The organism is Streptomyces sp. NPDC052687, assembly GCF_040678395.1.
Classification (GTDB): domain Bacteria; phylum Actinomycetota; class Actinomycetes; order Streptomycetales; family Streptomycetaceae; genus Streptomyces.
Genome location: NZ_JBFATR010000040.1, coordinates 37,908 through 64,079 on the forward strand (window position 1 = coordinate 37,908; position 26,172 = coordinate 64,079).

General features: G+C 72.2%; 23 protein-coding genes and 2 pseudogenes. 12 read left to right on the forward strand and 13 right to left on the reverse strand.

The window, feature by feature from the left end:
* Nucleotides 1-40 precede the first annotated feature (40 nt).
* The 6 genes from AB0K92_RS25855 to AB0K92_RS25880 form a co-directional block, all read right to left on the reverse strand.
* Nucleotides 41-1,828: a GAF domain-containing SpoIIE family protein phosphatase gene (locus tag AB0K92_RS25855; protein WP_365926601.1), complete on the reverse strand. Its 1,788-nt coding sequence runs from the start codon at nt 1,826-1,828 to the stop codon at nt 41-43.
* Nucleotides 1,825-2,910, reverse strand: coding sequence for an ATP-binding SpoIIE family protein phosphatase (locus AB0K92_RS25860; protein WP_365926603.1), 1,086 nt, complete (start codon nt 2,908-2,910; stop codon nt 1,825-1,827). The genes AB0K92_RS25855 and AB0K92_RS25860 overlap by 4 nt, the downstream gene beginning before the upstream one ends.
* Nucleotides 2,907-3,350, reverse strand: a complete 444-nt coding sequence (locus AB0K92_RS25865) for an anti-sigma regulatory factor (RefSeq protein ID WP_165995961.1) — start codon at nt 3,348-3,350, stop codon at nt 2,907-2,909. The genes AB0K92_RS25860 and AB0K92_RS25865 overlap by 4 nt, the downstream gene beginning before the upstream one ends.
* The gene (locus AB0K92_RS25870; protein WP_365926605.1) at nt 3,350-3,769 is read right to left on the reverse strand and encodes an STAS domain-containing protein; all 420 of its coding nucleotides are present in this window, start codon (nt 3,767-3,769) and stop codon (nt 3,350-3,352) included. Before AB0K92_RS25870 ends, AB0K92_RS25865 begins: the two co-directional genes overlap by 1 nt.
* Nucleotides 3,766-4,629: an STAS domain-containing protein gene (locus AB0K92_RS25875; protein ID WP_365926607.1), complete on the reverse strand. Its 864-nt coding sequence runs from the start codon at nt 4,627-4,629 to the stop codon at nt 3,766-3,768. The genes AB0K92_RS25870 and AB0K92_RS25875 overlap by 4 nt, the downstream gene beginning before the upstream one ends.
* 130 nt (nt 4,630-4,759) lie before the next feature.
* Nucleotides 4,760-5,953: a PP2C family protein-serine/threonine phosphatase gene (locus tag AB0K92_RS25880; RefSeq protein WP_365926609.1), complete on the reverse strand. Its 1,194-nt coding sequence runs from the start codon at nt 5,951-5,953 to the stop codon at nt 4,760-4,762.
* A 136-nt stretch (nt 5,954-6,089) separates the two neighbouring features.
* Between AB0K92_RS25880 and AB0K92_RS25885 the strand changes: the two genes are divergently transcribed.
* Entirely contained in the window at nt 6,090-6,524 is a 435-nt protein-coding gene (locus AB0K92_RS25885) for a MarR family transcriptional regulator (RefSeq protein WP_365926611.1), read from the forward strand.
* Nucleotides 6,525-6,803: 279 nt separating this feature from the next.
* Here AB0K92_RS25885 and AB0K92_RS25890 read toward each other — a convergent pair whose 3' ends face one another.
* Nucleotides 6,804-7,292, reverse strand: a complete 489-nt coding sequence (locus tag AB0K92_RS25890) for a MarR family transcriptional regulator (protein WP_365926613.1) — start codon at nt 7,290-7,292, stop codon at nt 6,804-6,806.
* 182 nt (nt 7,293-7,474) lie between these two features.
* Nucleotides 7,475-7,852 (reverse strand): STAS domain-containing protein, encoded by a 378-nt coding sequence (locus AB0K92_RS25895; protein WP_365926615.1) that lies wholly within the window; start codon nt 7,850-7,852, stop codon nt 7,475-7,477.
* A gap of 223 nt (nt 7,853-8,075) precedes the next feature.
* Between AB0K92_RS25895 and AB0K92_RS25900 the strand changes: the two genes are divergently transcribed.
* Together AB0K92_RS25900 and AB0K92_RS25905 are read left to right on the forward strand one after the other, a co-directional pair.
* Entirely contained in the window at nt 8,076-8,591 is a 516-nt protein-coding gene (locus tag AB0K92_RS25900; protein WP_365926617.1) for an ATP-binding protein, read from the forward strand.
* A gap of 104 nt (nt 8,592-8,695) precedes the next feature.
* Nucleotides 8,696-8,899, forward strand: a complete 204-nt coding sequence (locus AB0K92_RS25905) for a cold-shock protein (RefSeq protein ID WP_165995972.1) — start codon at nt 8,696-8,698, stop codon at nt 8,897-8,899.
* 116 nt (nt 8,900-9,015) lie between these two features.
* On the opposite strand, the pseudogene AB0K92_RS25910 reads toward AB0K92_RS25905, so the two are convergent.
* Nucleotides 9,016-9,801, reverse strand: a pseudogene (locus tag AB0K92_RS25910) (SDR family NAD(P)-dependent oxidoreductase); the annotation flags it as partial.
* Between the two features lie 156 nt (nt 9,802-9,957).
* Here AB0K92_RS25910 and AB0K92_RS25915 point away from each other — a divergent pair.
* The 5 genes from AB0K92_RS25915 to AB0K92_RS25935 all read left to right on the forward strand — a co-directional run bounded on the left by AB0K92_RS25915 (nt 9,958) and on the right by AB0K92_RS25935 (nt 16,813).
* A complete protein-coding gene (locus AB0K92_RS25915) occupies nt 9,958-10,386 on the forward strand; it encodes a hypothetical protein (protein ID WP_365926619.1) in 429 nt (142 codons plus the stop codon).
* A gap of 35 nt (nt 10,387-10,421) precedes the next feature.
* Nucleotides 10,422-11,084, forward strand: coding sequence for a dienelactone hydrolase family protein (locus tag AB0K92_RS25920; RefSeq protein ID WP_365926621.1), 663 nt, complete (start codon nt 10,422-10,424; stop codon nt 11,082-11,084).
* Nucleotides 11,085-11,280: 196 nt separating this feature from the next.
* Nucleotides 11,281-12,723: a cytochrome P450 gene (locus tag AB0K92_RS25925; protein WP_365926623.1), complete on the forward strand. Its 1,443-nt coding sequence runs from the start codon at nt 11,281-11,283 to the stop codon at nt 12,721-12,723.
* A complete protein-coding gene (locus tag AB0K92_RS25930) occupies nt 12,707-13,714 on the forward strand; it encodes a (-)-alpha-amorphene synthase (protein WP_365926625.1) in 1,008 nt (335 codons plus the stop codon). The genes AB0K92_RS25925 and AB0K92_RS25930 overlap by 17 nt, the downstream gene beginning before the upstream one ends.
* Nucleotides 13,715-13,906: 192 nt before the next feature.
* Nucleotides 13,907-16,813 carry an AAA family ATPase gene (locus AB0K92_RS25935; protein WP_365926627.1) on the forward strand — a complete coding sequence of 969 codons (2,907 nt, stop codon included), beginning with the start codon at nt 13,907-13,909 and terminating at the stop codon, nt 16,811-16,813.
* A gap of 122 nt (nt 16,814-16,935) precedes the next feature.
* Here the strand turns inward: AB0K92_RS25935 and AB0K92_RS25940 are convergent, their stop codons facing one another.
* Nucleotides 16,936-17,364: a secondary thiamine-phosphate synthase enzyme YjbQ gene (locus tag AB0K92_RS25940; RefSeq protein WP_165995981.1), complete on the reverse strand. Its 429-nt coding sequence runs from the start codon at nt 17,362-17,364 to the stop codon at nt 16,936-16,938.
* 174 nt (nt 17,365-17,538) lie between these two features.
* Between AB0K92_RS25940 and AB0K92_RS25945 the strand changes: the two genes are divergently transcribed.
* Nucleotides 17,539-18,618: an NAD(P)-binding domain-containing protein gene (locus tag AB0K92_RS25945; protein ID WP_365926629.1), complete on the forward strand. Its 1,080-nt coding sequence runs from the start codon at nt 17,539-17,541 to the stop codon at nt 18,616-18,618.
* Nucleotides 18,619-18,630: 12 nt separating this feature from the next.
* Here AB0K92_RS25945 and mltG read toward each other — a convergent pair whose 3' ends face one another.
* Both mltG and AB0K92_RS25955 read right to left on the reverse strand, forming a co-directional pair.
* A complete protein-coding gene (gene mltG, locus AB0K92_RS25950) occupies nt 18,631-19,482 on the reverse strand; it encodes an endolytic transglycosylase MltG (protein WP_365926631.1) in 852 nt (283 codons plus the stop codon).
* A 68-nt stretch (nt 19,483-19,550) separates the two neighbouring features.
* Nucleotides 19,551-21,359 carry an ABC transporter ATP-binding protein gene (locus AB0K92_RS25955; RefSeq protein ID WP_365926633.1) on the reverse strand — a complete coding sequence of 603 codons (1,809 nt, stop codon included), beginning with the start codon at nt 21,357-21,359 and terminating at the stop codon, nt 19,551-19,553.
* A 142-nt stretch (nt 21,360-21,501) separates the two neighbouring features.
* Between AB0K92_RS25955 and AB0K92_RS25960 the strand changes: the two genes are divergently transcribed.
* Complete coding sequence (locus AB0K92_RS25960; protein ID WP_365926635.1) at nt 21,502-21,951, forward strand: MarR family transcriptional regulator; 450 nt, start codon at nt 21,502-21,504, stop codon at nt 21,949-21,951.
* A gap of 218 nt (nt 21,952-22,169) precedes the next feature.
* On the opposite strand, the pseudogene AB0K92_RS25965 reads toward AB0K92_RS25960, so the two are convergent.
* A pseudogene (locus tag AB0K92_RS25965) lies at nt 22,170-22,268 on the reverse strand (peptide-N4-asparagine amidase); the annotation flags it as partial.
* A gap of 147 nt (nt 22,269-22,415) precedes the next feature.
* Here AB0K92_RS25965 and AB0K92_RS25970 point away from each other — a divergent pair.
* Nucleotides 22,416-24,266 carry an ABC transporter ATP-binding protein gene (locus tag AB0K92_RS25970; RefSeq protein ID WP_365926637.1) on the forward strand — a complete coding sequence of 617 codons (1,851 nt, stop codon included), beginning with the start codon at nt 22,416-22,418 and terminating at the stop codon, nt 24,264-24,266.
* A complete protein-coding gene (locus AB0K92_RS25975; RefSeq protein WP_365926639.1) occupies nt 24,263-26,044 on the forward strand; it encodes an ABC transporter ATP-binding protein in 1,782 nt (593 codons plus the stop codon). Before AB0K92_RS25970 ends, AB0K92_RS25975 begins: the two co-directional genes overlap by 4 nt.
* The last annotated feature ends 128 nt before the right edge of the window (nt 26,045-26,172 follow it).

Here is a 26,172-nt window from a genome sequence, read left to right on the forward strand (position 1 = left end):
CTCGCGGGGTGACCTCCACGCTACCGCGCTGGAGACCGGTTCAAGCGGGTTCGCTTCTTCCTGACGGATCGGTGTGCGTTTCGTCATCCTGGCGTCGTGCCGGAGCGTGGCACAGGAGCAGGCACACGTCGTCGTCGCGCGCGGAATCGTGCAGGAGTCGCGTGACCACGGTGTCGGCGGCCGCGTCGAGGTCCTGTTCCGTCTCCGGGGCAGGGAGTGCGCCCAGCGCGTCCGCCAGGCGTTCGATGCCGGGGTCGATGCCGAGCGCCCGTCGTTCGACCAGTCCGTCGGTGTACAGCATCAGGGTGCCGCCGGGTGGCAGGGCGGTGGCGTGATCGGCGTAGACGCAGTCGATGGGGATGCCGAGCATGGGGCCGGGTCTGTCCCGCAGGACGCTCACGCCGCCGTCGTCGGAGCACACGATGGCGGGCGGGTGGCCGGCCGACGCCCAGACCGCTTCCCGCTCGCCCGGGGAGACGCGGGCGATGAGCGCGGTGGCGTACAGCTCCGGTTGCAGGTGGCGCAGCATGCGGTGGAGCAGTGTCAGGATCTCGCCCGGGGTGGCGTTGTCGATGGCGTAGGCGCGCAGGGCCGTGCGCAGTTGTCCCATCACGATGGCGGCGTGCAGCCCGTGGCCGGTGACGTCCCCGATGACAATCAGCAGGCTTCCGTCGGGCTGCAGGAAGGCGTCGTACCAGTCACCGCCGATGTTCATCCCCTGGGTGGCGGGCAGGTAGCGCGCGGCCAGCAGCAGACCGGGTACGGCGGGCAGGTCGGTGAGCTGGGCGCGTTGCAGGCTCTCGGCGGTGTCGCGGTACTGCTCGTAGCGGCGGGCGTGGTCGAGGGCGATGCCCGCCCTGCGGGCGAGTTCGATCAGCATGACGCAGGTGTCGGCGTCGAAGCGCGGTCCGGGCGCGGTGAGCGTGAGGACGCCCAGCAGACGGCGCGGCCCGAACGGGATGGCCAGCAGGGGCCGGTCGGGCGACAGCGCCGAGGGAGGAAGGTCGTCCACGCCGGGCAGACGGCCGGGATGCGGGCCCGCGTGCTGGGGGCGGTCGGTGCGGGCGGCGGTCACGGCGGCCGCCGCGTGCTCGCGTCTGCGGTGCCCTGGCTCGTCGTCCTCGTCGAAGAGCCAGACGTCGATGTGTTCGGCGTAGTCCGGTACCAGCAGGTCGGAGACGCGGCGCACGATGGCCTCGGGGCTGAGGGAGACGGCGATGGTGGCGCTGGCGTCGGCGAGGAAGGTCAGCAGGCGGCGCGCCCGCTCGGTCTCGTCGCGCGCGGCCCGCTCGGCCTCCAGCAGATCCTGCTGGGCCCGGGCGGTGGCTTCCAGCTCGGAGTGCAGCGCCAGGACGCCCTGGTTGGTGTGGTGCAGCTCTTCGCGGTGCAGCCGCACCAGGCATTGCTGTTCCTCGAGGAGGTCCAGGGCTGTCGTGGTGTTTTCGTCGGCGCGCAGGAGGGCCTCGGACAGCAGCGCGCCGGCCACGCCACGGTCGAGGGGCGGCAGGGGCGGCGGGTGCCGCAGGTGCGGCAAGGGGCAGACGAGGGCCGGCTCGCCCTCCGGGTCCGCCGGAGACGCGTTGATGGGCCGGAGGGAGACCTCCAGTCGGCTCTCCTGTGCCGCGGTGTCGTTCCGGAGGGCGCGTACGAGCTCCCACTCGCCGCCCTGGCTCAGGCAGCGGCGCAGGCGCGCGCTGAGATCCGAGAGGAAGCGTGCCCGTTCCAGGGCGGGGACCTGGCCGTCGGTGACGGTCCGGTCGAGGGCGGCGCGGGCCAGGGCCGCGTCGGTGACCGTCGTGATCTTCCAGACGTCGTGCGTCGTGGTCATGGGTGCCCGCTCGCGCGGGCGGGGACCAGGACGGCCACGCTGGTGTCGTCGCGCAGGGGACTCGCCGCACTGCCGGCGTCCCGCAGGACGACCGCGGCGGTCACGGCCGGGTCGTGGTCGAGGAGGCCGCGGTCCTGTGGCGGCGACCAGCGTCCGGGCAGCCCGTCGCTGTGCAGGATGAGCAGGCTGTCCGGCCGCCAGGACGACTGCTGTACGGGCACCGTGGCGGGGAAGTGGGCTCCCACGATGCCGGGGTGGGAGATGAGCGGTTGCCAGCCCTCGTCGGTGCGCAGCCTGGCGCCGATGTTGCCGACTCCGGCGTAGGAGAGCCGGTGCGTGGCCTCGTCGAGCTGCGCCACGCCGACCGCGGCACCGCGCGTGCCGCCCAGCGCGGAGTGCAGGAGGCGCAGCAGGTCGGCCGCGGGAAGGCCGGCGTTCCTGCGCAGTTCCCGCACGGCGGTGGCGGACGCCTCCGCCGCCTTCCGGCCGTGCCCGAGTCCGTCGGTCAGCATCAGGGTGACCAGTGATCCGCAGCGCACCCACGCGAAAGCGTCACCGGAGTACTCGTCGTGCGCGAGCGAGGTGGTGATCCCCCCGGCCCGAGCGCTGCCGTACGCCGGGGCCGGGCGGGCGGACGCGGCGACAGGCGGTCGCGCCGGGCTGATGCGCGCCACGGCGACCGTGCCCGCTCCGGGCCGGCTGTGCAGGTCGAAGTCACGGGCGATCCGCAGGCAGGTGCCCAGGCCGGCGCCGAGCGAGGAGGGCGCGGTGGTGAATCCGTCCCGCAGCGCCTCGGGGACGTCACGGATGCCCGGCCCGTGGTCGAGCGAGGTGATCTGCACACAGGGCGCGGCCTCTGCCCGCGGGTCCGCCCGGGTGTCGGAGGGGCCGGTCAGGTTGATGACGATACGGCCCTCGCTCGCGTGCTTGACGAGGTTGGTCGCCAGCTCGGTGGCGACGAGGGCCGCGACCGCGGTGCAGTGCGCGTCCAGACCGATGTGGCCGCAGGCGTGCTCCGCTGCGACGCGGACATCCCGGACCCTGGTCGAGTCCTGCACCGGGATCTCCCAGACCCGGCTCACGAGGCGCCCGTTCGCGGGGCGGGCAGGCCGGGGGGCCAGTCCGTGACGGTGACGGTGGTGCCGTGGCCGGGACGGCTTTCGACGACCAGCTCCTGCACCAGCCGCTTGGCCCCGCTCAGTCCGAGCCCCAGGCCGCCGCCGGTGCTGTAGCCGTCGGTCATGGCCAGCTCGATGTCCCTGATACCGGGACCGGAGTCGACGAAGCTCAGCCGCAGGCCGCGGGTGCGGCCGTCCTGCATGAGCCACATCTCCATGTACCCGCCGCCGCCGTGCACGAGTGTGTTGCGGGCCAGTTCACTGGCCGCGGTGACCAGTTTCGTCTGCTGGACCAGACCGAAACCGATGGCGGCAGCGGCCTGGCGCACCTCCTGGCGCACCCAGGCGAGATCGGCGTCCGAGCCGATGGGGAGACGGGTGGTCGGCGCGAGCGAGGCATCCATCACGCACCCTCTTCCGCATGGGCGAGGGAGGACCCCGAGGGAGCCCGGCCGAGCAGCGCCAGCGCCCGCCCGACGTCCAGCGCGGTGTCCAGGCCGGGCAGGGTGAGCCCCAGTTCGACCAGGGTCATGGCCACTGCCGGGCGCATGCCGGCCAGTACGGTCCTGGTGGCCAGCAGCCGGGCGCTCGCGGCGATCTCGGACAGGATCCGGCCGAGGAAGGAATCGACGATCTCGACACCGGAGATGTCGATCACGACACCGCCCACCGGTACCGGGTTGTGCGCGATGCGATGGGTGATGTCGTACTGGAGCCGTTCGGCCTCCCCGTCGTGCAGTTCCCCCTGGAGGGTGATCAGCAGGACGTCCCCCAGCGCCAGGACCGGCACCGAGTCGGCGGGGCCCGCGGACACCGCGGTCACCGCGAACTCGCTCCTGCGACCGGGCGTGGGGAGACCGCGATGCCCTGCTCGGCGAGCGCGTACGCCAGGGCGTCCGCCAGACCGGCGCGCGTGACGATCGTCCCGAGGTCGATGCCGAGGTGGACGATGGTCTGCGCGATCGCCGGCCGGATCCCCGAGACGATGCATTCCGCGCCCATCAGCCGGGCCGCGGCGACCGTCTTCATCAGGTGCTGCGCGACGAGTGAGTCGACCGTCGGCACACCGGTGATGTCGAGGATGGCGTAGCGGGCCCGCTCGTGCACGATCGCCTCCAGGAGGCTCTCCATCACGATCTGGCTGCGGGCGCTGTCCAGGGTGCCGATCAGGGGGACGGCGACGATGTTCTCCCACAGTTTGATGACCGGGGTGGCCACCTCCAGCAACTGCTGGCGCTGCCGGGCGATCAGCTCTTCACCCGAGCTGACCGTGGTCTCCATGACCACCAGGCGCAGCGTGCCGAGCAGGAGGGTGAGGGAGAGCGTCACGTCGTACGCGTGCGCGCTGTCGGTGTCCTCGTACTCGGAGCGCAGCAGCGCGGCCACGGGCTCGCGCAGACCGGCGACCTCACCGGCGATCTGGGCCGGGGTGTATCCGGACTTGGCGCGGGAGGCCGCCATCCGGCCGAGCTGGTCCCTCACCGTGTCGAAGCCCGGCGCCCGGAGGTCTTCCAGCCGTCCTGAGCGGGCCACGTCCGCCAGGGCGTCCACCACGGCCTTGCACGCGTCCACCGCCTCGTCGCGGGACACGGTGAAGACGGTGCGGAAGAGCGTGGTGTCCGCCCAACGCTGGGCGATCTGCTCTCGGCGCCGTTCCAGGAAGCCGCCCAGCTCCTGTGCCACATCCGGATCCTGCACCTGCACCGTCTCCCTGTTGCGAGCCTCACGGCCTGCCGAGACAGCAAACCATCAAGCAATTATTGCTTCATGACAAACGTTAGCGCGCGGCAGTACGCGGAACAACACGCGATCGTCACAATCCCCCCCAACCGCGGTCATCGGTCTGCGGCCTGCCGCGCCAGTCCAGGCACACGACCAGGGCGTCGTCCTCGGGCATCGCCTCGCCGCGGTGGCCGGTCAGCTCCCGCAGGACGGCCCGCGGGACCTCGGCCGCGGGCAGCAGCCGGGTCGACTGGATGGCCCGGGCGAGCGCCGCCTCACCATAGGCTTCTCCCCTGGGTGACGCGACCGCGTGAACTCCGTCACTGACGAAGATCAGCCGGTCCCCCGGCTCCACCCGGAAGTCCTGTGCAACGTAGTCGGTCTCCTCGAACATACCCAAGGGCAGCTGCGCGTCGAAGGCGATCCGCTCCACGACGCCGTCACGCAGCCGCAGCAGCTGGGGCGAGCCGGCGTCCACGACCTTCGCCCGGCCGGTCTCCAGGTCGAAGTCGAGCATCAAAATGGACAGATAGCAGCGTCCCCGGTAGTGGGCGTACACCGCCTGGTCGGCCAGGGCCGCCTGGTCCGCGATGGAGATACCGGCCCGGCGGGCGTTGCGCAGCGCGTTGATGGCCAGGTTCGTCAGCAGGGAGGCCTCTATGCCCTCGCCCATGCCGTTGGTGACGTACAGCATCAGCCGGTCGGCGGTCGCGGACCAGTCGAAGTTGTCGCCGAAGATCGCGTACGCCGGCTCCAGCTGGGCACCGAGGTCGTACTCGGGCCGCGAGCAGGACCGGCCGGGCAGCAGCTGCCACTGCATCTCGGCGGCCAGGGTGAGCCGGTCCTTGCGGCGCGCCTGGAGGTAGATGTCGGTGTCCCGCTCGGCGACGACCACCTCGTGACCGAGCACCTCGGCCACGTCGGCGAGTTCCGGCTCACAGCCGGATACGGCGCTCTCCTCGGGCAGGGTCACGGACAGCACGCCCAGCCGGTCGCCCCGCACGCTCACCGGCAGGTGCAGCCGCACCCGCCCGCCCGGCAGATCCTCACGGTGGGGCCGCTGCGCCCCGAAGGCCCGGCCGGCCGGGCTGGTGTGCACCGACACCGGCTCCAGGGTGTGCGGCAGCACGGACACGGGCTGGAGGACCGTCAGCCCGTAGTCGGCCATGAACAGCTCGACGTCTTCCGCGGCGTACTGCTCCATCAGTACGGCCCGGACGGCTTCGAGCAACTCGTGGGGTGCCGCCCTGCGCAGAGCGCGTTCAGCGACCTCGAATCTGTTCACTATGGGAGATACACCAATCTTTCGCGCAGCCGTGGTCGGCCTGTGCGCCTAGTACGCTGACAGCCACCCCAGTGCCTGCGAGAGTGTGACAGTGACTGCCTTCCGCCGCCGCCCTGAGCCCGAAGAGGTCGCACGTGTGACCACCACGGCAGTCGAGCTGCTGGAGGTCGTATGGGGCCGGACCTCCACCGCCCCCACCTCCGCGTCCCAGTTGCGCGTTCTGCACATCCTGGAGCACCACGACGGCGTCAACCTGCGTACGCTCACCGAGCTCCTCGCCTCCACGCCCCCGTCCACCAGCCGGCTGTGCGACAGGCTGCAGGCGGCCGGCTTCGTCGAGCGAGAGGCGAGTCCGCAGGACCGGCGTGAGGTACGGCTGCGTCTGAGCAGCCGCGGCCGGGCGTTCCTCGCGGACCTGCGCACCCGCAGGGAACGGGAACTGCGGAAGGTTCTGGCGGACATGCCCGCCGCCAAGCGGACCGCGCTGCTGGAGGGCCTGGAGGCGTTCTGCGCCGCGGCGGCGGCACAGATACACGGCGAGGAACCGGACTCCGGAAGCCGGACCGCCTGAGCCCGCCTTCGCGGCTCCCGCCCCGCCGTCACCCCGTGCCGGGCACGACCAGCACACGGAGCGACCTCCGCCCACCGGAGCATTCCAGGTCCTTCCCCGCGCACATCCGACACCGCTAACTTTGTTGCCTCACGACCATTGTTGTCAAACGACAACAGTCACCTTCGGGTTACCCTCCGAGGTCGCTTCACCCGCTTTCGAGCATTTCGAAGGCGGTTGTCCGGCGCGTCCTGTCCGCGCCTTGGGGCCGGTGGCCGGGCCGGGGCCGGGGCCGGGCGGTCACCGCGGCGGGCGCTCCGGCCCCTCGGGTACAGCCGGGGACGCCGAGTCCGGCGCCGTGAGGTCCGGCGCCGCGAAGAGATCGCACAGCTGCCCCAGGGCGTCATGGAGGACGGCCTGGTCGGTGCCGGTGGCGGCAAGAGCCCGTCGCAGCAACAGACGGCGGTGCCTGCGGGTCGCCTCCAGCAGCCGCTCGCCGGTCCGGCTGAGCCGGATCGACACCTGCCGGCCGGCGCTGACGCGTTCGATGAGTCCCCGCTGGCCCAGCCGGTCGCACAAGCGGGTGGCCGACGACGGGCCGACTCCCATCTCCCTCGCCAGACCGGTCAGATTGCGCGCCCCTGCCTCCAGGACGAGCAGCGTACGCATCTGCTGGTCCGACACATCCGGTGCGATCTCCAGGTGCGCCTGCCGCCAGAGCTGGATCATGGCCTCCGCCACGCGCTCAGCGGCGTCCACGGCGTCCACCGGCTCGGGCGTGCGGACCATTCTGCCCCCTTCCCCAACGCGTGCGGCCTTTCGCCTACCCTGCCGCAGGGCCGCTATCCGGAAGCGCCCGTCGCGGCGGTGCCGTCTCGCACAGCCGATCCCGTGACCGAACAGCCGCCCGACACGGAACGGCGGCCGGCGGCCCGGGCGGTGAGGGTGCGGGGCGGTGAGCGTGCGGCAGTTCAGTCGTCGAGGGCGTGACTGAGGGATTCGCGGCAGTCGATGAAGGCGTCGACGCCGACGATGTTCAGGGTGCGCTTCACGGTCTCCGTCGGTGCCGCGAGGCGCAGCCAGCCGCCGGCCTCGCCGAGGGCCCCGTGCGCGGTGATGAGGACGTTGATGCCGCTGGAGTCCATGAAGGTGACCTGTCCCATGTCGGCCACGACACGGGGACGGGGCTCGCCGGCGGCGTCCAGGGCCTCACGGAGGGTGCCTGCGGTGTGGTGGTCGATCTCGCCGGCCAGAGCCACCACGCGGATGCCGCCGGTTTCGGTGACCACCGCCGACAGCCTTCCGTGCTGCGCGGCGTGTTCGGCGTCCGCCATTCGGTTCTCACCCATGGCGGTGATAGTGGCACACAACAGCCCCGTCCCGGAATCACCGCCCCGATGCCGTTCCCCTGCCGCCCCGATGTCCCGACGCCGTCCCGGTGTCTCGATGCCGTCCCGATGCCTCGATGCCGTCCCGATGCCTCCGCTGGGACGCCCGGTCGCCGGCCGGCCGAGGATTCCGAGGCGTTGTCCACCTTCGCAGGGGTACGCGCCAGGGGTGGAGGCGACTGTGATGGGATCAGTGACCGTGAGCCAGGACGACACCACGCCGTACGGGCGACCACTGCGGGTGGCGCTGGACGGGGACGGCACCGTGATCGCCAAGGCCCGCCGGCTGGCCGCCGGCTTCCTCACACAGATGCAGGCCGACCATGGCCTGCCCGTCTCGCAACGCGCCCTCGACGTCACCCGGCTCGTGGTCAGCGAGCTGGTCACCAACGCGCACAAGTACGCCCCCGGTCCGATCCTGCTGAGCCTGTGCGTCATCGGCGCGGCGGTCGAGGTGCAGGTATGGGACTCCGGCCCCGCCCTGCCCGTCGCCCGGGCCGCCGACGCCGACCGCGTCGGCCAGCACGGCCTGGAGATCGTCATGGCCGTCGCCCAGAGCGTCGAAACGCGTCGCGACCCGGTGGGCAAGCGCGTCACCGCCCGCATCGCCCTTTCCGACCTCCCCGGCGGTCCCTCGACACCGGAGACCCGCACCGGTGGACGAGCGACCGGCTCATCTGGCGTGTCGTCGATCGGATAAACGAGGCGACCGGGGGTACAACGGCTGATGGCTCGTGCGGTCGCGCGAGCCGGAGCAACCCCGGCAATGGGGATGTTCCCGGCATGAACGAAAGATCGATCAGTATGGCCAGCGGCACCGTGAAGTGGTTCAACTCCGAAAAAGGCTTCGGCTTCATCGCCCAGGACGGCGGAGGCCCGGACATCTTCGCCCACTACTCCCAGATCAACGGCAACGGCTACCGGGAACTGACCGAAGGTGAACACGTCACCTTCGACATCGGGCAGGGCCAGAAGGGCCCGCAGGCGCAGAACATCACCCGCGCCTGAGCGGGCGGGAGCGACCACGGAGTGAGGCGGCTGTCCGGCATCGGCAGCCGCCTCACTCATGCCGCCAAGCCGCCTCAGTCATGCCACCCGCGCGTCAGTCGGCCCCGCGCGCGTCAGTCGGCCGCCTGCCGAGGAGACCGCCTGTCGCGGTTAGGACTGCCTCGTAGACGGAGCGCTGACCGGGTACCGGAACGCAGCCGATGGCATCGGTGCGCAAGAGGTCGTCGGCGTGGTCGAGCAGCCGGGTGGGCAGGAGACCGGTCCAGGGCAGGACCCACCCGAGCCAGCGGGGGACGTACCGGCGTGGCGCCGGGTGTTCGAGGAGCTCGAGGACCGCGCCGGCGACGGCGGTCGGCGGCTGGGGCGTGAGGCGGCAGGGCAGGCGGATGCCGTGTGCGAGCCGTGTGTCGACGAGCGCGGGCAGGACGGCACTGACGTGCACGCCGTGGGGGCTGGCCTCACGGCGCAGGGCTTCGGACAGGGCGAGGACCCCGGCTTTGGTGGCGCTGTAGGCGGCCATGCCCGCCATGGCCATGACGGCACTGGCGCTGGCGATGTTGACGAGGTGCCCGGTGCCCTGTTCGTACATTCGGTGAGGGCGGCGCCTGGCTGCCATGGCACAGAGCCGTGAGGTTCACCGCGATGGTGTGGTCCAGCAGTGAGGGCGTTTGGTCGGTCAGTTCTCCGGTGGGGAGGATGCCGGCGTTGTTGACCCATACGTCGACGCGTCCGTGGTGGTGCGTGGCCTCGGTGACCAGACGCCCAGGGATCTGAGCGTCGGTGACGTCCGCGGTGACGTAGCGGAGGCGGGGGCCGAGTATGTCGGCCATACGGCGGAGAGCCGTGCCGTCGATGTCGCAGAGCACGAAGCGGTGGGCGGCGGCGGCCAGTTCGCCGGCGATCGCCCACCATCACCCTCTGTAACGGGTGAAGGGTGGTTCGGTCACCTCGCATGTGGCCGCCGAGGGTGGGCCACCGGGCGCGCGGACCTCGCATGGGGCCGGGCCGGACCGGGTACACGGGGGGACCGACCGGACGTCGGGAGGCACAGGATGAGCATGAGCGAGCAGACACCGTCCCAGGCCGAGGGTGAACGCGACGACGTCACCGGTACCTCCTACGACCCGCCGCGTACGACGCCCTCCCAGGCGGAGGGCGAGCGGGAGGACGACGTCGAGGACGTGACGCAGGCACCGCCCGGCGAGGACACGGAGCGGCAGCGGGGAGTCGAGCGCTCGGACCGGCCATCGGAGGCCGAGGGCTCGGAGGCCGGGACGGAGGCCGAGGGCGCCGAGTGGCAGCGGGGATACGCGCGCGCCGGGGACGAGGAGGAGCCGGGGGCCCACTCCGGGCAGGAGAGTCAGGCCCGTGAGCGGGTGGTGCCGGGCACGGCGAGCGCGGCCGAGGGCTACGGCCCGGCCGGCGGGACGGCGAGCGGGGAGCCGCTGACCGGCGTCGAGGAGCCGGCGGACGAGCGGGAGCGCTGACGGACGGCGAGGGCGCGGAGCCGGAGGTGAGACGGATGACCTCCGAGCCGGTGTCGGTACCGGCGCACGGGGTGGCACTGGCGGGTGACCTGACGATGCCCTCCGGCGCTGAGGGGGTGGTGCTGTTCGCGCACGGCAGCGGCAGTTCCCGGCACAGTCCGCGCAACCGCGCGGTGGCCGCCGAACTGAACCGCGTGGGCCTGGGCACGCTGCTGCTGGACCTGCTGAGCGAGCGCGAGGAGCTTGACGACGCCGTCTCGGGGCGGCACCGCTTCGACATCGGTCTGCTCGCCCGGCGGCTGGTGGACACGGTGGACTGGCTGGAGCGGCAGCAGGGGACGCGGGCTCTGCCGGTGGGCCTGTTCGGTGCAAGCACCGGGGCCGCCGCCGCGCTGGTGGCCGCGGCGAAGCGGCCCGGGCGGGTGTACGCGGTGGTCTCCAGGGGCGGGCGGCCGGACCTGGCCGGTGACCGGCTGCCGGAGGTGGCGGCGCCGGTGCTGCTGATCGTGGGCGGCGCGGACGAGCTGGTGCTGGGGCTCAACGAGGAGGCCGCGGAGCGTCTGTCGGCGCCGCACCGGATCCATGTCGTGCCGGGGGCCACGCACCTGTTCCCGGAGCCGGGTGCGCTGGAGGAGGTGGCCGGGGCCGCCGGCGACTGGTTCCGGGAGTGGCTCGGCACCGGCGCGGGAGAGGCCTGACCCACCGATATGTGCGGCCTGTGTGTTCCGTGACGTCCGCGCATATGCCTGGCGTGCTTCGCCGTGCTCCCGTGCGCCCCCGTAGAAAAAGGATTCCGCAATCCGCCATCAGGTTGAACTGGGCAGTACATGATTCAAGTGCCCGTTCGGTGAGTGATCACCGAATTCCGTGTTTCGACTGAGGCGGGGGTAACCGATGAGCGGTTCCGTCAAGGAACCTGAACAGGCATGGACAGTGGAATGTGCCCCCGGCGCATTCCCTCTGCTCGGCCACGGTATCGCCTTGTTCCGCCGCCCGCTGGCGTTTTTGAATTCTTTGCCGGCGCGCGGGGATCTGGTGGAGGTGCGGCTGGGCCCGCAGCGCGCCTGGGTCGTGTGTCATCCGGAGCTGGTGCACCGGATGCTGTTGGACGCGCAGACGTTCGACAAGGGCGGCACGCTGTACGACAGGCTCCGCTCTCTGATGGGCGACGGCGTCGTGACCTGCCCGCACGACCGGCACCGCCGGCAGCGCCGGCTGCTCCAGCCCGCCTTCCGCCCCTCCAGCGTGGCCGGCCACGCGGACCTGATGGGCGAGGAGGCCGCGTCGGTGGCCGCCACCTGGCGGGCCGGGCAGGAGGTCGACGTCAGCGCGGCCATGATGACGGTGACGGCGCGCGTGATGAGCCGGGTGCTGTTCTCCGACTCCCTGGACGCGGCGACCCACGCGGAGGTGCGGCGCTGCCTCGCCGATGTCGTGCGCGGCCTGTTCCTCCGTACGATCGTGCCGGTCGACGCGGTCTTCGCGTTCCCGGCACCCGCGAACCGCCGCTACCGGCGCGCGACCGACCGGCTGCACGCGATCGTGGCCGCGGCCGTCGCCGAGCGGCGCCGGGGCGCCCACCGAGACGATCTCCTGGGGACGCTGCTGGCCGCCGCGAGCGACGAGGACGGCGCCGTCACCGACCGGGAGGTCCACGACCAGCTGATCACCCTGCTGCTCACCGGCGTCGAGACCACCGCCCTGTGCCTGGCCTCGGCGTTCAGCCTGCTGGGCCGCGACCCGGAGGCCGAGGGGCGGCTGCACGCCGAGCTCGACACGGTGCTCGCCGACGGGCGCCGGCCGGGACCCGGCGATCTGCCCCGGCTCGACTACACCCGCGCGGTCGTCACCGAGACGCTGCGCCACTCCCCGCCCGGCTGGCTCTTCACCCGGGTCACCACCCGCGACACGGAGCTGGCGGGCCGCCGTATCCCCCGTGGGACCACGGTGCTGTACAGCCCGTACCTGCTGCATCACGACCCCGCGTCCTTCCCCGATCCCGAGCGCTTCCTCCCCGACCGCTGGCTGCCGGGCGGGACCGCCGCCGCGCGGGACCACGCCCTGGTGCCCTTCGCGGCGGGCAGCCGCAAGTGCCTGGGCGACGGCTTCGCCATGACGGAGGCGACGCTGGCGCTGGCGGCCATCGCCGCCCGCTGGCGGCTGGCCCACCGCCCCGGCACCTCCCGGGACACCCGGCCCGCGGTCACCCTGGGGCCGCGGACCCTCCGCATGACCTGCGAACCGCGAACGCGCGAGCGGGTCGGCACCACGCACCGTACGACGATCCGCGTACCGCACTCCCGAACGGCAGGTGAGACCGGTGTCGACGACGCATGAGGAAATGACGGTTCCCCGGCAGGGCGGAATTCGCAGTTCCAGCCTGAAGGAGCTGATCGACGCGCAGCTGTACATGCCCTTTCCGTTTCAGCGGAACCGGCATGAGGCGGAGGCGTCGGCGGGGGTGGAGAAATGGCTGCGGGAGGTCGGCCTGCTGGATGAACCGGGCGTTCCGGAGATGATCGCGTACACCCGCCCCGCCGAACTCGCCTCCTTCAACAGCCCGGCCATGGATTACGGAATTCTCCAGATCGTGGCCAACCAGATCGCCTATCAATTCGTCTACGACGACAGGGCGGAGGAGGTGGGCCGCAGCCGACCGGACCGGTTGCTGCCGATGCTGTGCGAGAGCATCGCGATCCTGCGCGACGACGCGGCACCCAGCACCCCTCTGGGCGTGGCCCTGACCAACCTGTACCAACAGGTGAAGGAGCGGTGCACACCGGCTCAGGCCGCCCGCTGGGCCTGGAAAAGCCGGGAGTACGTGCACGGTCTGCTGTACGAGGCGGTGGCACAGACCCGCTCTGCTCCGGTGCGGATCAAGCTGTGCACGTCGATCCGTTCGCTCACGGCGGGCGTCGAACCGTTCTACCCGCTGTGCGAGGCGGCGCAGCCCGCGGAACTGAGCCCGGCCGAGCTGCACAACCCCCTCATGCGGCGTCTGGAGCGGCTGTCCGCCGATGCCGCCGTATGGATTCCCGATCTCTTCTCCACGGTGAAGGAGCAGCGGGCGGGCGGGATGATCAACCTGGCCCTCGCGCACGGGCATGAGCACCGCTGCTCGCTGCCGGCGGCCGTCACCCGGGCCATCCGGCAGATCAACAGCACGATCGGCGAGTTCGAGCAGCTCTACGCGGAGTTGCGGCCGGAGCTGAGTCCAGCCGGCATCGGCTATGTGGAGGGCATGATCGGCTGGATACGGGGGTGCTACTACTGGTCCCGCACCGTGCCGCGCTACGCGGAGGCGACCACGACGCCCGTGCTCCTCTGACCCACCACGGCGACTGGCCCTCACCTGAGGGCCAGTCATATCTCCTTACCAGACGGACGGTCCGTCAAACCACTCGTCCGCTTGGTTCACTCATCCTTGTCGTCATCGTGCCGCAATACGGCCAATCGGGTGGCCCTAGGGGCGTACGCTCTCCCTTCCTGCGAGGACCAGCGACAGGAAGCGGTAAGGCACATGGCGCCTGTGTCACGGCAACCGATCACCCATCCGCGGCCGTTGTTCGAACGCCAGAGGGAACTCGACGCGCTCGAGGCCGCCTTGTCCCAGCTGCGGTCTCCGGCGGAGGGCGTCACACCCAGCCGGGGCGGGCTGCTGGCCTTCACCGGTCCCGGCGGGCTGGGGAAGACGGCTCTGCTCTCCGTTGCCCGGGAGCGGGCCGCACAACAGGGATTCACCGTGCTCTCGGGCCGCGGCAGCGAGACGGAACAGGATCTCGCCTTCCGCCTGGTCCGCCAGCTGGTCCAGCCCGTGCTGGCGAAGCTGGACCCACCGGAGCTGCGCGCGGTCCTGGGCAGCTGGTACCCGATCGTCGCCACCGCCCTGGGTCTGGAGGCGACGGACAACGGGCTGCCGGACCCGACCGGTGTGCGCGACGGGCTCGACTGGGTGATGACCCGCCTGTCGGTGAAGAAGGCCCCGCTCGTCCTGCTCCTCGACGACCTCCACTGGGTGGACCTGGAGTCGCTGAGCTGGCTCACCTCTTTCGCCCCGCGCGTCGCGGACCTTCCGCTGCTGATCATCGCCGCCTACCGGCCCGCCGAACTTCCGCACGAGGCCTCGGAGTTCCGTGCACTGATCGAGGATCACGGGAGCCGCCCGTACGCGCTCTCCCCGCTCAGCGCCGAGGCCGTGGCGCACATCGTGCGGGAGGAAGTGGGCGAGCAAGCGGAGGACGCGTTCTGCGCGGAGTGCTACTCGGCCACCGGCGGCAGCCCGTTCGAGACGGTCGAGCTGGCCATCGGGCTCGCCGAACGGAAACTGCAGGGCACCCGGGAGGACCTGCCGGTTATGCGGGACCTCGCCGCCGCGGTCAAGGGCCCGGGCCTGCTGGACCGTCTGCAACGGCTCGGCACGACCACGGTCCGCTTCACCTACGCCGCGGCCGTACTCGGATCCCCGTTCCGGCCCGACATCGCCACCACCCTCGCGGCGGTCGGCAGCCAGGCCGCCGCTGAGGCCGTCGAGAAACTGCGCGGGGCACGGATCCTGGCCGAGGGCGAGGCGCCCGGCGGCGAACTCGACTTCGCGCATCCGATCATCGCCACGACGATCTACCGTTCCATCCCGGCGCACTACCGCAGCGGCTTTCACAACTCGGCGGCGGTGGCCATCCGCGCCGCGGGGTACGGCCCGGCCGCCGCGGCCCGCCATTTGCTGGAGGTGCCCTGCGAGGGCAAGCCGGAGGCGGTCGAAAGCCTCCGGGAGGCCGCGTACGAATACCTCCGCGCCGGAGCACCGGAGGCCGCCCGCAAGCTGCTCACCCGGGCGCTCCAGGAGCCGCCTCTCCCCGAGCAGCGCGCCGGGCTCCTCCACGAACTGGCCGGTGCGACCTTCCTGATCGAGCCGACGGCCACGGTCAGTCATCTGCGCGAGGCGCTGGCGGAACCCGGCCTCGACCCGGATCTGCGGGCGTCCATCGTCTACCGGCTGACCCAGGCACTGGCCCACACGGACCGCATGCCCGAGGCCGCGGCCGTGGCGGCGGACGAGGCGCAGAAGTCCAGCCATCCGCGGATCCGGTTGCGGATGCAGGCGGACCATTTCGCGTGGAGCATGTCCAGCACCGAAGAAGCCGACTCGGCGGCTCGCTCCCGCAGGCTGACGCGGCTGGCGGACCGGCTGTCCGGCCGCAACCCGGAGGAACGCTGGATCCTGGGCCTGCGGGCCTGGGACTCGCTGCTGCGCGGCGAGCCGCGGCGCGACGTCCTCCGCCATGCCGAGAACGCCCTGCGGGGCGGAATGAGCTGGACCGACGAGAACCGGGGCTTCGAGGTACCGGTGTCGGTCGCCTTGGCGTTCATGTACTGCGACCAGCCTCGGCGGGCCGAGGAGCTGTTCACCAAGGGCATGGCCGAGTGCGAGTCGAAGGGCTGGCGCGGCTCCCACCTGGCCCTCGGACAGACCCTGTTCGGGTACATCCGCTACCGCCGGGGCAACCTCATCGAGGCGGAGCACTGGGTGCGTCAGGGCCTGCGGACCGCCGAGCGCGTCGAAGGTGCCGTGCCCGCTCAGTGGTTCGCCGTCGGCGTCCTGATCCAGACCCTTCTGGCTCGGGGACGGGTCGTCGGCGCCCGCAGGGTCGCCGACGAACACGCCGGCTACGGCCGGGTGGTGCCGAGTGCCGTCATCTACCCGGATCCGCGCACGGTCTACGCCGAACTGCTGCTGGCCGAGAACCGGAGGGCGGAGGCCGCCCAGCTTCTGACCCGTGTCGGAGACTGGCTCGACGGCCGTGACTGGCGCAACCCCTCCTGGTGTCCGTGGCGGCTGGATCTGTCCGCCGCGTTCGCGCGGACCGCGCCGGAGCGGGCCGTGCGGGTCGCCCGGGAGGCCGTGGCGCACGCGCGGGACTTCGGTGCGGCGTCGGTGATCGGGCAGGCGCTGCGCGCCGAGGCGGAGGTGACCGGCGGACGGGCGGCGCTGGAGCTGTACGAGGAGGCCGTGGAGCATCTGGAGCAGGCGCCGTCGGCGTACGAGCTGGCCCGCGCGCTCGTCGGGCACGGCGCCGCGCTGTCCCGTGAAGGGCGGCTGCACGACGCCGCCGACCGGCTGTACCAGGGCCTGGAGGTCGCCGTGCACTGCGGTGCGGAGGCGCTGGCCGCGCGGGCGAGGGAGGAGTTGTCGACGGCCGGGCTGCGTCCGCTGCCGCTGCGGTACGCGCAGACGGACACCCTCACCGCGCACGAGCGCCGGGCCGCGGAGCTGACCTCGCAGGGGCACGCCACCGCGGTGGTCGCCAAGGAGCTGCACCTCACCGAGCAGGGGGTGCGCCAGCTTCTCTCCGCCGTCTACCGCAAGCTGGGCACCGACCCGGCGGGGCTGACCGAGGCGCTGGAGGCGCTGCCGCGGCCACGGGTGTGACGCCGGGCCGCGGGCGTACAGCTGTCACGCGTCCGGTTTCACGAGTCCGGTTCCATGATCCGCATGTCATGGGTCGAATCTCATGAGCCGGACCTCATGACCGGGATCTCATGACGGGGATCTCATGAGCCGGCGAGGAAGCTGAGGCGTACCTGGCGGTTCGGGTTGTCCCGGTTGGTGTCGACCAGGCACACCGACTGCCAGGTGCCCAGCTCCAGTCGCCCGTTGAGTACGGGCAGGGTGGCGTGCGGCGGCACGATGGCGGGCAGGACGTGGTCGCGGCCGTGGCCGGGGCTGCCGTGGCGGTGCTGCCAGCGGTCGTCGGCGGGCAGGAGGGTGTGCAGGGCGGTGAGCAGGTCGTCGTCGCTGCCCGCGCCCGTCTCGATGATGGCGATGCCGGCGGTGGCGTGCGGGACGAAGACGTTGAGGAGACCGTCGCGTCCGGCGGCCGCCTCGCCGAGGAAGGCCTCGCAGTCGCGGGTGAGGTCGACGACGGTCTCCTCGGAGCCGGAGGTGATGTGCAGCACTCGGGTGGTGAACGCGTCTGACATGGTCCCCATCCTGTCCCATCGGGCCCGCGGCCGGGCGCACCGGGCGTTCGTGCCGGGGAGCGGCGCGGGAAGGCCTGCGGGGAAAGCAGTGGGAACAGTTGCGGGCAGAGCTGCGGGGAGACCAGCGGGCAGAGCTGCGGGAAGATCCGTGTCCTCGGTGGTGTTGACAGCGGCGTGGACAGCACGCGCGAGGTCGAGGTAGTCGTCATAGGCGCCGGTCAGGCCGGTCTGGCCGGCGCCTTCCATCTGCGCCGGTCCGGGTTCGAGCCGGACCGCGACTTCGTGGTGCTGGACCACTCCCCCGGTCCGGGCGGGGCGTGGCAGTTCCGGTGGCCCTCACTGACGTACGGCAAGGTGCACGGGATGCACGCGCTGCCGGGCATGGAACTGACGGACGCGGACGCCGGGCGGCCGTCGGCCGAGGTGATCGGCGAGTACTTCGCGACGTACGAGCTGACGTTCGATCTGCGGGTGCGGCGGCCCGTGGACGTGCGCGCCGTGCGGGAGGGGCCGGGCGGGCGGCTGCTGGTGGAGTCCTCGGTGGGGACCTGGGCGACCCGGGCCCTGATCAACGCGACCGGCACCTGGGACCGCCCCTTCTGGCCGCGCTACCCGGGCCAGGAGACGTTCCGCGGGCGGCAGTTGCACACCGCTCAGTATCCGGGGCCGGAGGAGTTCGCGGGGCTGCGGGTGATCGTGGTGGGCGGCGGTGCCTCGGGGACGCAGCATCTGCTGGAGATCGCGCCGTACGCGGCGTCCACCACGTGGGTGACGCGTCGGCCGCCGGTCTACCGGGAGGGGCCGTTCGACGAGAACGCGGGCCGCGCGGCGGTCGCGCTGGTGGAGGAGCGGGTGCGGCGGGGGCTGCCGCCGCGGAGCGTGGTGTCGGTCACCGGGCTGCCGCTGACCGACGCGATCCGGCAGGGGCTGGCGGACGGCGTTCTGGACCGGCAGCCGATGTTCGAGCGGATCACTCCCGACGGGGTGGCCTGGGCGGACGGGCGGCAGGTGGAGGCGGACGTCATCCTGTGGGCGACCGGGTTCCGTCCCGCGATCGACCATCTCGCGCCGCTGCGGCTGCGTGAGCCGGGCGGTGGCATCCGGCTGGAGGGCACGCGCGCGGTCGCCGATCCGCGTATTCATCTGGTGGGGTACGGGCCGTCGGCGAGCACCATCGGCGCCAACCGGGCGGGGCGCGCGGCCGTGCGGGACATCAGGCGGCTGCTGGCCGGGGAGCCGGTCGCCGCGGCGTGATGTCCCGCCGCGTCAGCGCACCGGGCTCTGGCTCTGGCTCTGACTCTTCTGCTGGGCGTTGAACTCGGCGACGTTGCGCTGGTGCTCGGCGTAGTCGGCGGTGAAGCGGGTGTCGCCCGGCTTGACCGTGACGAAGTACAGCCAGTCGCCCGGCGTCGGGCTGATCGCGGCACGCACCGCCTCCTCGCCCGGGTTGTCGATCGGCGTGGGCGGCAGGCCCATGCGCTGGTAGGAGTTGTAGGGGCTGTCGATGCGGGTGTCGTCCAGGGTGGTCTTCAGGGTGGCCCGGTTCAGCGCGTAGTTGATGGTGGAGTCCATCTGCAGCGGCATACCGCGCTCCAGCCGGTTGAAGATCACCCGGGCCACCTTGCCCATGTCCTCCTTGGTGGCGGCCTCGGCCTGGACGATGCTGGCGATGGTGACGGCCTGGTAGACGTTCATGGCGTTGCGCTGGGCGCCGGCGGCGATCGGGGCGCCGTTGAACTTCTTGTTCGCGGTGTCGACCATCGCCGTCAGCAGCCCCTCGGGGGTGGTGCCCTCGGCCAGGGGATACGTCGCCGGGAAGAGGTAGCCCTCCGGGTTGCCCTCGGCGTCGAGCGGCAGCTTGAGGTTGGCCTTGGCCAGGGACTTCCTGGTGGTGCCCGCGGGCAGTTCCAGGGCCTTGTCGACGGCCTCGTAGACCTGGGCGGCGCGCCAGCCCTCGGGGATGACCAGGGAGGCGGGCTTCTTCTCCTCCTCGTCCTGGAGGGTCAGCAGCGGCACCGCCACGGCGGTGCCGGCCACGACGGCTCCGGTCGCGATGAGGGCCATACGGCCTCGGCGCGTCAGTCGGATCGTGCTCCGTGACGGAGTGTTCGTCTGCATGCGGGCACGGTAACCCGCATATCGTCACAAACCCGGCATATTTTCATCTTGTCGGCTTCCGTCGCCCGTCATCGCGCCCGTGACGGTTCCAGTTGCGCGTCACGGCGGACCAGTGCGGCGTAGCGGCCCCGGAGCGCCAGCAGCTCCTCGTGCGTACCCCGTTCGACCGCGCGGCCGGAGTCGAGGACCACGATCTGGTCGGCGCCCCGGACGGTCGACAGCCGGTGGGCGATGGTGAGGGTGGTGCGGCCCGCCGAGAGCGCGTCGATCGCCTGCTGCACCGCGTGCTCGGTCCCGGTGTCCAGGGCGCTGGTCGCCTCGTCGAGGATCAGCACCGGCGGGTCGCGCAGGATGGTCCGGGCGATGGCCAGGCGCTGCTTCTCGCCGCCGGAGAAGCGGTGGCCGCGCTCGCCGACCACGGTGTCGTACCCGTCGGGCAGGGCGGCGATGTGATCGTGGATCTGGGCGGCGCGGGCCGCCGCGTGCAGTTCCCCGTCGGTGGCGTCGGGCTTGGCGAAGCGCAGGTTCTCGGCGACGGTCGCGTGGAAGAGGTACGTCTCCTGGGAGACGACGCCGACCGCGCGGGCGAGGGTGTCGAAGTCCAGGTCGCGCACGTCGACGCCGTCCAGGGTGACCCGGCCGCCCGTGACGTCGTACAGCCGCGGCACGAGATAGCCCAGCGTGGACTTGCCGGCGCCGGTCGGTCCGACGATGGCGAGGCTGCCGCCCGCCGGGACGGTGAGGTCGATGCCGTCGAGCACGGGGGCACCCTCGTCGTCGTAGCGGAACTCGACGTTCTCGAAGCGGACCTCGCCCCTGACCTTGTCGAGGCGGATCGGGCGGTCCCGCTCGATGATGTCTATCGGCAGGTCGAGGTATTCGAAGATGCGCTGGAAGAGCGCGAGCGAGGTCTGGATCTGGACGCCGGTGCCGAGCAGGCTCACCGTCGGGCGGAACAGGCCCTGCTGGAGCGAGACGAAGGCGACGATCGTGCCGAGCGAGACGTCCGGGCCGCCGAGGGCGAGGGCGAGGCCGGCCGTCCAGTAGATGACGGCAGGCAGCGCGGCCATGACGATGGTGATGACCGCCATCCGCCAGCGGCCCGCCATGTTGGAGCGCACCTCCAGTTCGACCAGGCGCTCGGACTCGTCAGCGAACGTCTTCGTCAGCGACTCGGCACGGCCCATGGTGCGGCCGAGCAGGATGCCGCTGACCGAGAGGGACTCGGTGACCGTGGCGGCCATGGTCGCCATCTGCTTCTGGCGCTGGGTGGTGATCCTGCGGCGTTCGTTGCCCACCCGGCGGCTGATCCAGACGAAGACCGGCAGCAGGAGCAGTGAGACGACCGTCAGCCGCCAGTCGAGGGCGAGCATGGCGACGATCGTCGCCGTGACACCGGTGAGGTTGGACACCAGCGAGGTCGCGGTGGAGGTGACGGTGGCCTGCATCCCGCCGATGTCGTTGGCGATGCGCGACTGGACCTCGCCCGTGCGGGTGCGCGTGAAGAACGCCAGCGACATGCGCTGCAGGCGGCCGTAGACCGCGGTGCGCAGATCGTGCATGACGCGCTGGCCGACGGTCGTGGAGATCAGCGTCTGGAGCACACCGAAGACGCTGGTGAGGACGGCGCTGAGGATCATGCCGAGGGCGAGCAGGGTGAGCAGGCCGGTGCGCCGCTCGGGGATCGCGACGTCGAGGATCGCCTTGAGCAGGAAGGGCGTGGCCACCGAGACCACGGAGGAGGCCGCGACGAGCAGGCCGACGACGGTCAGCCGGCCGCGGTAGGGGCGGAAGAGCGCGAGGATGCGGCGCACCTGCCGGGGCTGTTCCTTGGCGTCGGCGGGCGGGCTCCAGTGGGGTTCGTTGTCGGGATGCATGGCTCCTACGGGAGGTGGGCGGCGGGTGGCGGGTGGTGGGTGGCGGTGGTGGGGCGGTGCGGCCCGCCGGGGCGAACGATTGAGGATCGTAGCTCATTGTTACCTATACTCACAATGAACGGTGTCCTGATATTGTTCCCGTATGACCACCCCAGATTCCGAGGGCCTGCTCGCCGAGCAGCTGCTGCGGCTCACCCGCCGGGTGCACCGCATCCAGAAGCGCCATCTGGAGCAGCGCGGCCTGGGCATCACTCCTGCCCAGTCGCGCCTGCTGCGCACCCTCGCGCACTACGGCTCGCCGCCCCGTATGGCCGACCTCGCCGAGCGTCTGGAGGTCGTGCCGCGCGCCGTGACCACGCTGGTCGACGGGCTGGAGGCGAGCGGGAAGGTGCGCCGGGTGCCGGATCCGGCGAACCGCCGGGTGATCCGCATAGAGCTCACGGACGACGGCCGCGAGGCACTGCGCGAGCTGCACGGGGCGCGGCGCTCGGCGGCGCAGGAGATCCTAGCGCCGCTGACGGACGATCAGCGGTCGGTGCTGGAGGGGTTGCTGGACACGCTGGTGGACGGGGCCGGCGAGCGCGGTTGCTGAAACCTTTCGCGGGACGGGTGCGGAGAACGGGGAGCGGGGAGTGGAGAACGGGGAGTGGAGAACGGGGAGTGGAGAACGGAGAGCGGAGAACGGGAGCGGGAAGGCCGCGGACACGCCCGGCCCGCCGGGCACCCCCGACCGTGTCCTCACCCCCACAGCCCCGCCCTCACCGACGGATTGACCCCCGCTGAAGGCTCGGCCCTCACCGGAAGGCGGACCGTCGAGGTGCGGCAGATCTTGACGCCGCCGAGGCGGAGGTTGCCGAGACGGTCGTACTGACGGCCCTTCACCTTGCCGTCGAGGCGCGCAACGAGGCGCCCCCGGCCGTGCGCCGGCGTTCATCCGGCCAGGCTTGCCCGTTCTGTGCGGACCCGTGGAAAACCGTTTGCTATTGACCATGTCCCGCGGCGAACCTGTCACGGTTTGCTGCCGCCGTTCATCCCTGACCGAGCCGCTGGGACGTCATGCAGATCCAAGACCTTCCGTATCCCGACCCGGGTGTGCCGGACGCGCGCTCGGGCCCCCGCTTCCTGTGGTGGCTCTTCCGCAACCAGCTGGGCGGCCAGCTGAAGTCGCTGGCCTGGGGCCTGCTGCACTTCGCGTCCGTGTCCTCGCTGCCGTTCTGCGTCGGGTTCGCCGTGCAGGCTGTCGTCGACCGCTCCGACTCCCGGCTCGCCCTGGCAGGCGGGCTGCTGGCACTCTGCGGGATCGGCGTCGCGGTCGGCGACACCTTCCTGCACCGCGCCGCCGTCACCAACTGGATCACCGCGGCCGCCCGCGTCCAGCAGCTGCTCGCCCGCAAGGCCGCGCAGTTGGGCTCGGCACTGACCCGGCGGGTCGCGGCCGGTGAGGTGGTCGCCGTGTCCACCGGCGACGTGGAGAAGATCGGCTGGTTCGTCGAGGCCGTCTCCCGGTTCACCGCCGCCGCTCTCACCGTCGTTCTGGTCGCCGTCGGCCTGGTCGTCTACCAGCCCGCACTCGGGGTGGTCGTCGCCGTCGGCCTGCCGGTGCTCGCGTTCGCGGTGCTGCCGCTGCTGCCCCGTGCGACGCGGCGTGCCGACATCCAGCGCGAGAAGGCGGGCCGGGCCACCGAGCTGGCCTCCGACACGGTCGCCGGTCTGCGGGTGCTGCGCGGCATCGGCGGCGAGGAGCTGTTCCTCGACCGCTACCGCCGCGCCTCCCAGGAGGTCCGCCACGCGGCCGTGCGCAGTGCCCGGATGTGGTCGCTGATCTCGGCGATCCAGGTCCTACTGCCCGGACTGCTGCTGATCTCGGTGGTCTGGTACGGCGTCCACCTGGCCGGCGAGGGCCGGATCACCATCGGCGAGCTGGTCACCGTCTACAGCTCCGTCATGATCATGACCTACCCGCTCCGCCACTTCGAGGAGATCGCCATGGCGTACTCCTTCTCGCGCCCCTCGGCCCGGCGGGCCGCGCGGGTGCTGTCGCTGGAGCGGGCCACGGACACCGACGGGACGCGCGCCGCCGACCTGCCCTCCGGCGATCTGTACGACCCGGCCACCGGGCTGCTCGCGCCCGCGGGCCGGCTGACCGCCGTGGTGTGCGGCGACCCGGACGCGGCGGGGCGGCTCGCGGAACGCCTCGGCGGGCACGCCTCCGAGGAGGGCACACCGGTGCTGCTCGGCGGGGTGCCGCTGGACGAGCTGCCGCTCGACACCGCGCGTACGGCCGTCCTCGTCCAGGACAAGGACCCCGTCCTGCTCTCCGGCACGCTGCGGGAACTGCTGGACGTGCCGTCCTCGGGGGCCGTGCGCACCGAGGACGCGCTGGCCGCGGCGCAGTGCGAGGACGTACTGGCGTCGCTCGCCCAGAGCTCGCTCGGCATCGAGGACCCGCTGGACGCCCGGATCACCGAACGCGGCCGGTCCCTGTCGGGGGGCCAACGGCAGCGGCTCGCCCTGGCCCGGTCGCTGCTGACGGACCCGCAGGTGCTGGTGCTGGACGAGCCGACCTCCGCCGTCGACTCCCACACCGAGGCCCGTATCGCGGAAGGGCTGCGCAGGCTGCGGGACGGCCGCACCACGGTCGTCTTCACCTCGTCCCCGCTGCTGCTGGACCGCGCGGACCGGGTGGTGCTGGTCCACGAGGGCGAGGTCGCGGCCGTCGGGCCGCACCGGGAGCTGGTGCGCGACGAGCCGCGGTACCGCGCGGTGGTGACCCGCGAGACCGAGGACGAGGCGGCTGGGGCCGCTGGTGCCCCGGCCACTGAGTCCGCCGGCAAACTCCACGAACTCGGTGGACTCGGCGAACTGAACCAACTGGAAGAGCTGGAAGAGATCGAGGAGACCGCATGATCGGCGTGGCGCCACCGGAGTACGACCCGGCGGCCCCGACCACGGCGAGCACCCTGCCCGTCGGCGCCCCGGCGACCGTACGCGCCTACGTGGCCGAGCTGTTCCGCCGGCACCGCCGTGCCTTCCTGCTCCTCATCGGCGTGAACACCGTCGCGGTGATCGCCTCCATGGCGGGCCCCTACCTGCTGGGCGGGCTCGTCGAGCGGGTGTCGGACGGCGAGCGGGACCTGCGTCTGGGCCTCACGGCGACGCTGTTCGTCGTGGCCCTGGTCGTCCAGGCGGGGTTCGTCCACCAGGTGCGGCTGCGCGGGGCCATGCTCGGCGAGCGGATGCTGGCCGACCTGCGCGAGGACTTCCTCGTCCGGTCGGTCGGGCTGCCGCCGGGCGTGCTGGAGCGCGCCGGCACCGGCGATCTGCTCTCCCGGATCACCACCGACATCGACCGGCTCGCCAACGCGATGCGTGAGGCCGTGCCCCAGCTGGCGATCGGCGTCGTGTGGGTGGGGCTGCTGCTGGGCGGCCTCGTCGTGACGGCGCCGCCGCTGGCCGCCGCGGTGCTGCTCGCCCTGCCGCTGCTGGTGGCCGGCTGCCGCTGGTACTTCCGCCGGGCGCCCTCCGCCTACCGGTCCGAGTCCGCCGGGTACGCCGCCGTGGCCGCCGCGCTCGCCGAGACGGTGGACGCCGGGCACACCATCGAGGCCCACCGGCTGCGCCGGCGGCGGGTGGAACTGTCGGAGCGGCGGATCCGGGAATGGACCGCCTGGGAGCGCTACACCCTCTGGCTGCGGTCGGTGCTCTTCCCGGTCATCAACCTCACCCACGTGACGGTCCTCGGATCGGTGCTCATGATCGGCGGAGTGTTCGTGCTCCAGGGATGGCTCGACGTCGGGCAGCTCACCACGGGCGCGCTGATCGCCCAGATGCTGGTCGACCCGGTGGGGCTGATCCTGCGCTGGTACGACGAGCTCCAGATCGCCCAGGTGTCGCTGGCGCGGCTCGTCGGGGTGCGGGACATCGAGCCGGACGCCCGGGACGCCTCGGTCCTGCCGGACGGCCGTGACGTGCACGCCGACCAGGTGCGCTTCGGCTACCTCCAGGGCGTGGACGTGCTGCGCGAGGTGTCCCTGAAGGTGGCGCCCGGCACCCGGCTGGCGCTCGTCGGCCCCTCCGGCGCGGGCAAGTCCACGCTGGGCCGGCTGCTCGCCGGGATCTACGCGCCCCGGGACGGCCGGATCACCCTCGGCGGCGCGGAACTGTCCCGGATGCCGGCCGAGCGCGTCCGCTCCCACGTGGCCCTCGTCAACCAGGAGCACCACGTCTTCGTGGGCTCCCTGCGCGACAACCTGCTGCTCGCCCGGACCGACGCGACGGACGCCGAGCTGTGGGCGGCGCTCGGCGCGGTCGACGCGGACGGGTGGGCGCGGGCCCTGGACGACGGCCTGGACACCGAGGTCGGCTCGGGCGGGCTCGCGCTGACCCCGGCGCAGGCCCAGCAGATCGCCCTGGCCCGGCTGGTCCTCGCCGACCCGCACACCCTGGTGCTGGACGAGGCCACGTCCCTGCTCGACCCGCGCGCCGCCCGCCACCTGGAACGCTCCCTCGCCCGCGTCCTCGACGGCCGTACGGTCGTCGCCATCGCGCACCGCCTGCACACCGCCCACGACGCCGACGTCATCGCCGTCGTCGAGAACGGCCGCATCAGCGAACTGGGCAGCCACGCGGAACTGGTCGCCGCGGACGGGGCGTACGCGGCGTTGTGGAGGTCCTGGCACGGGTGAACCGGGCGGCGGGAGCGCGTGATTCCGCGGGCGGGCGAGGGCGGGAGGGACCTGCTGTCGGCTGCCGAAGGTGAGCGGGCGCCGCGGGCCGGGGCCCGAGGCGGGCGCGCGGCCCCGGTTGGGGCCCG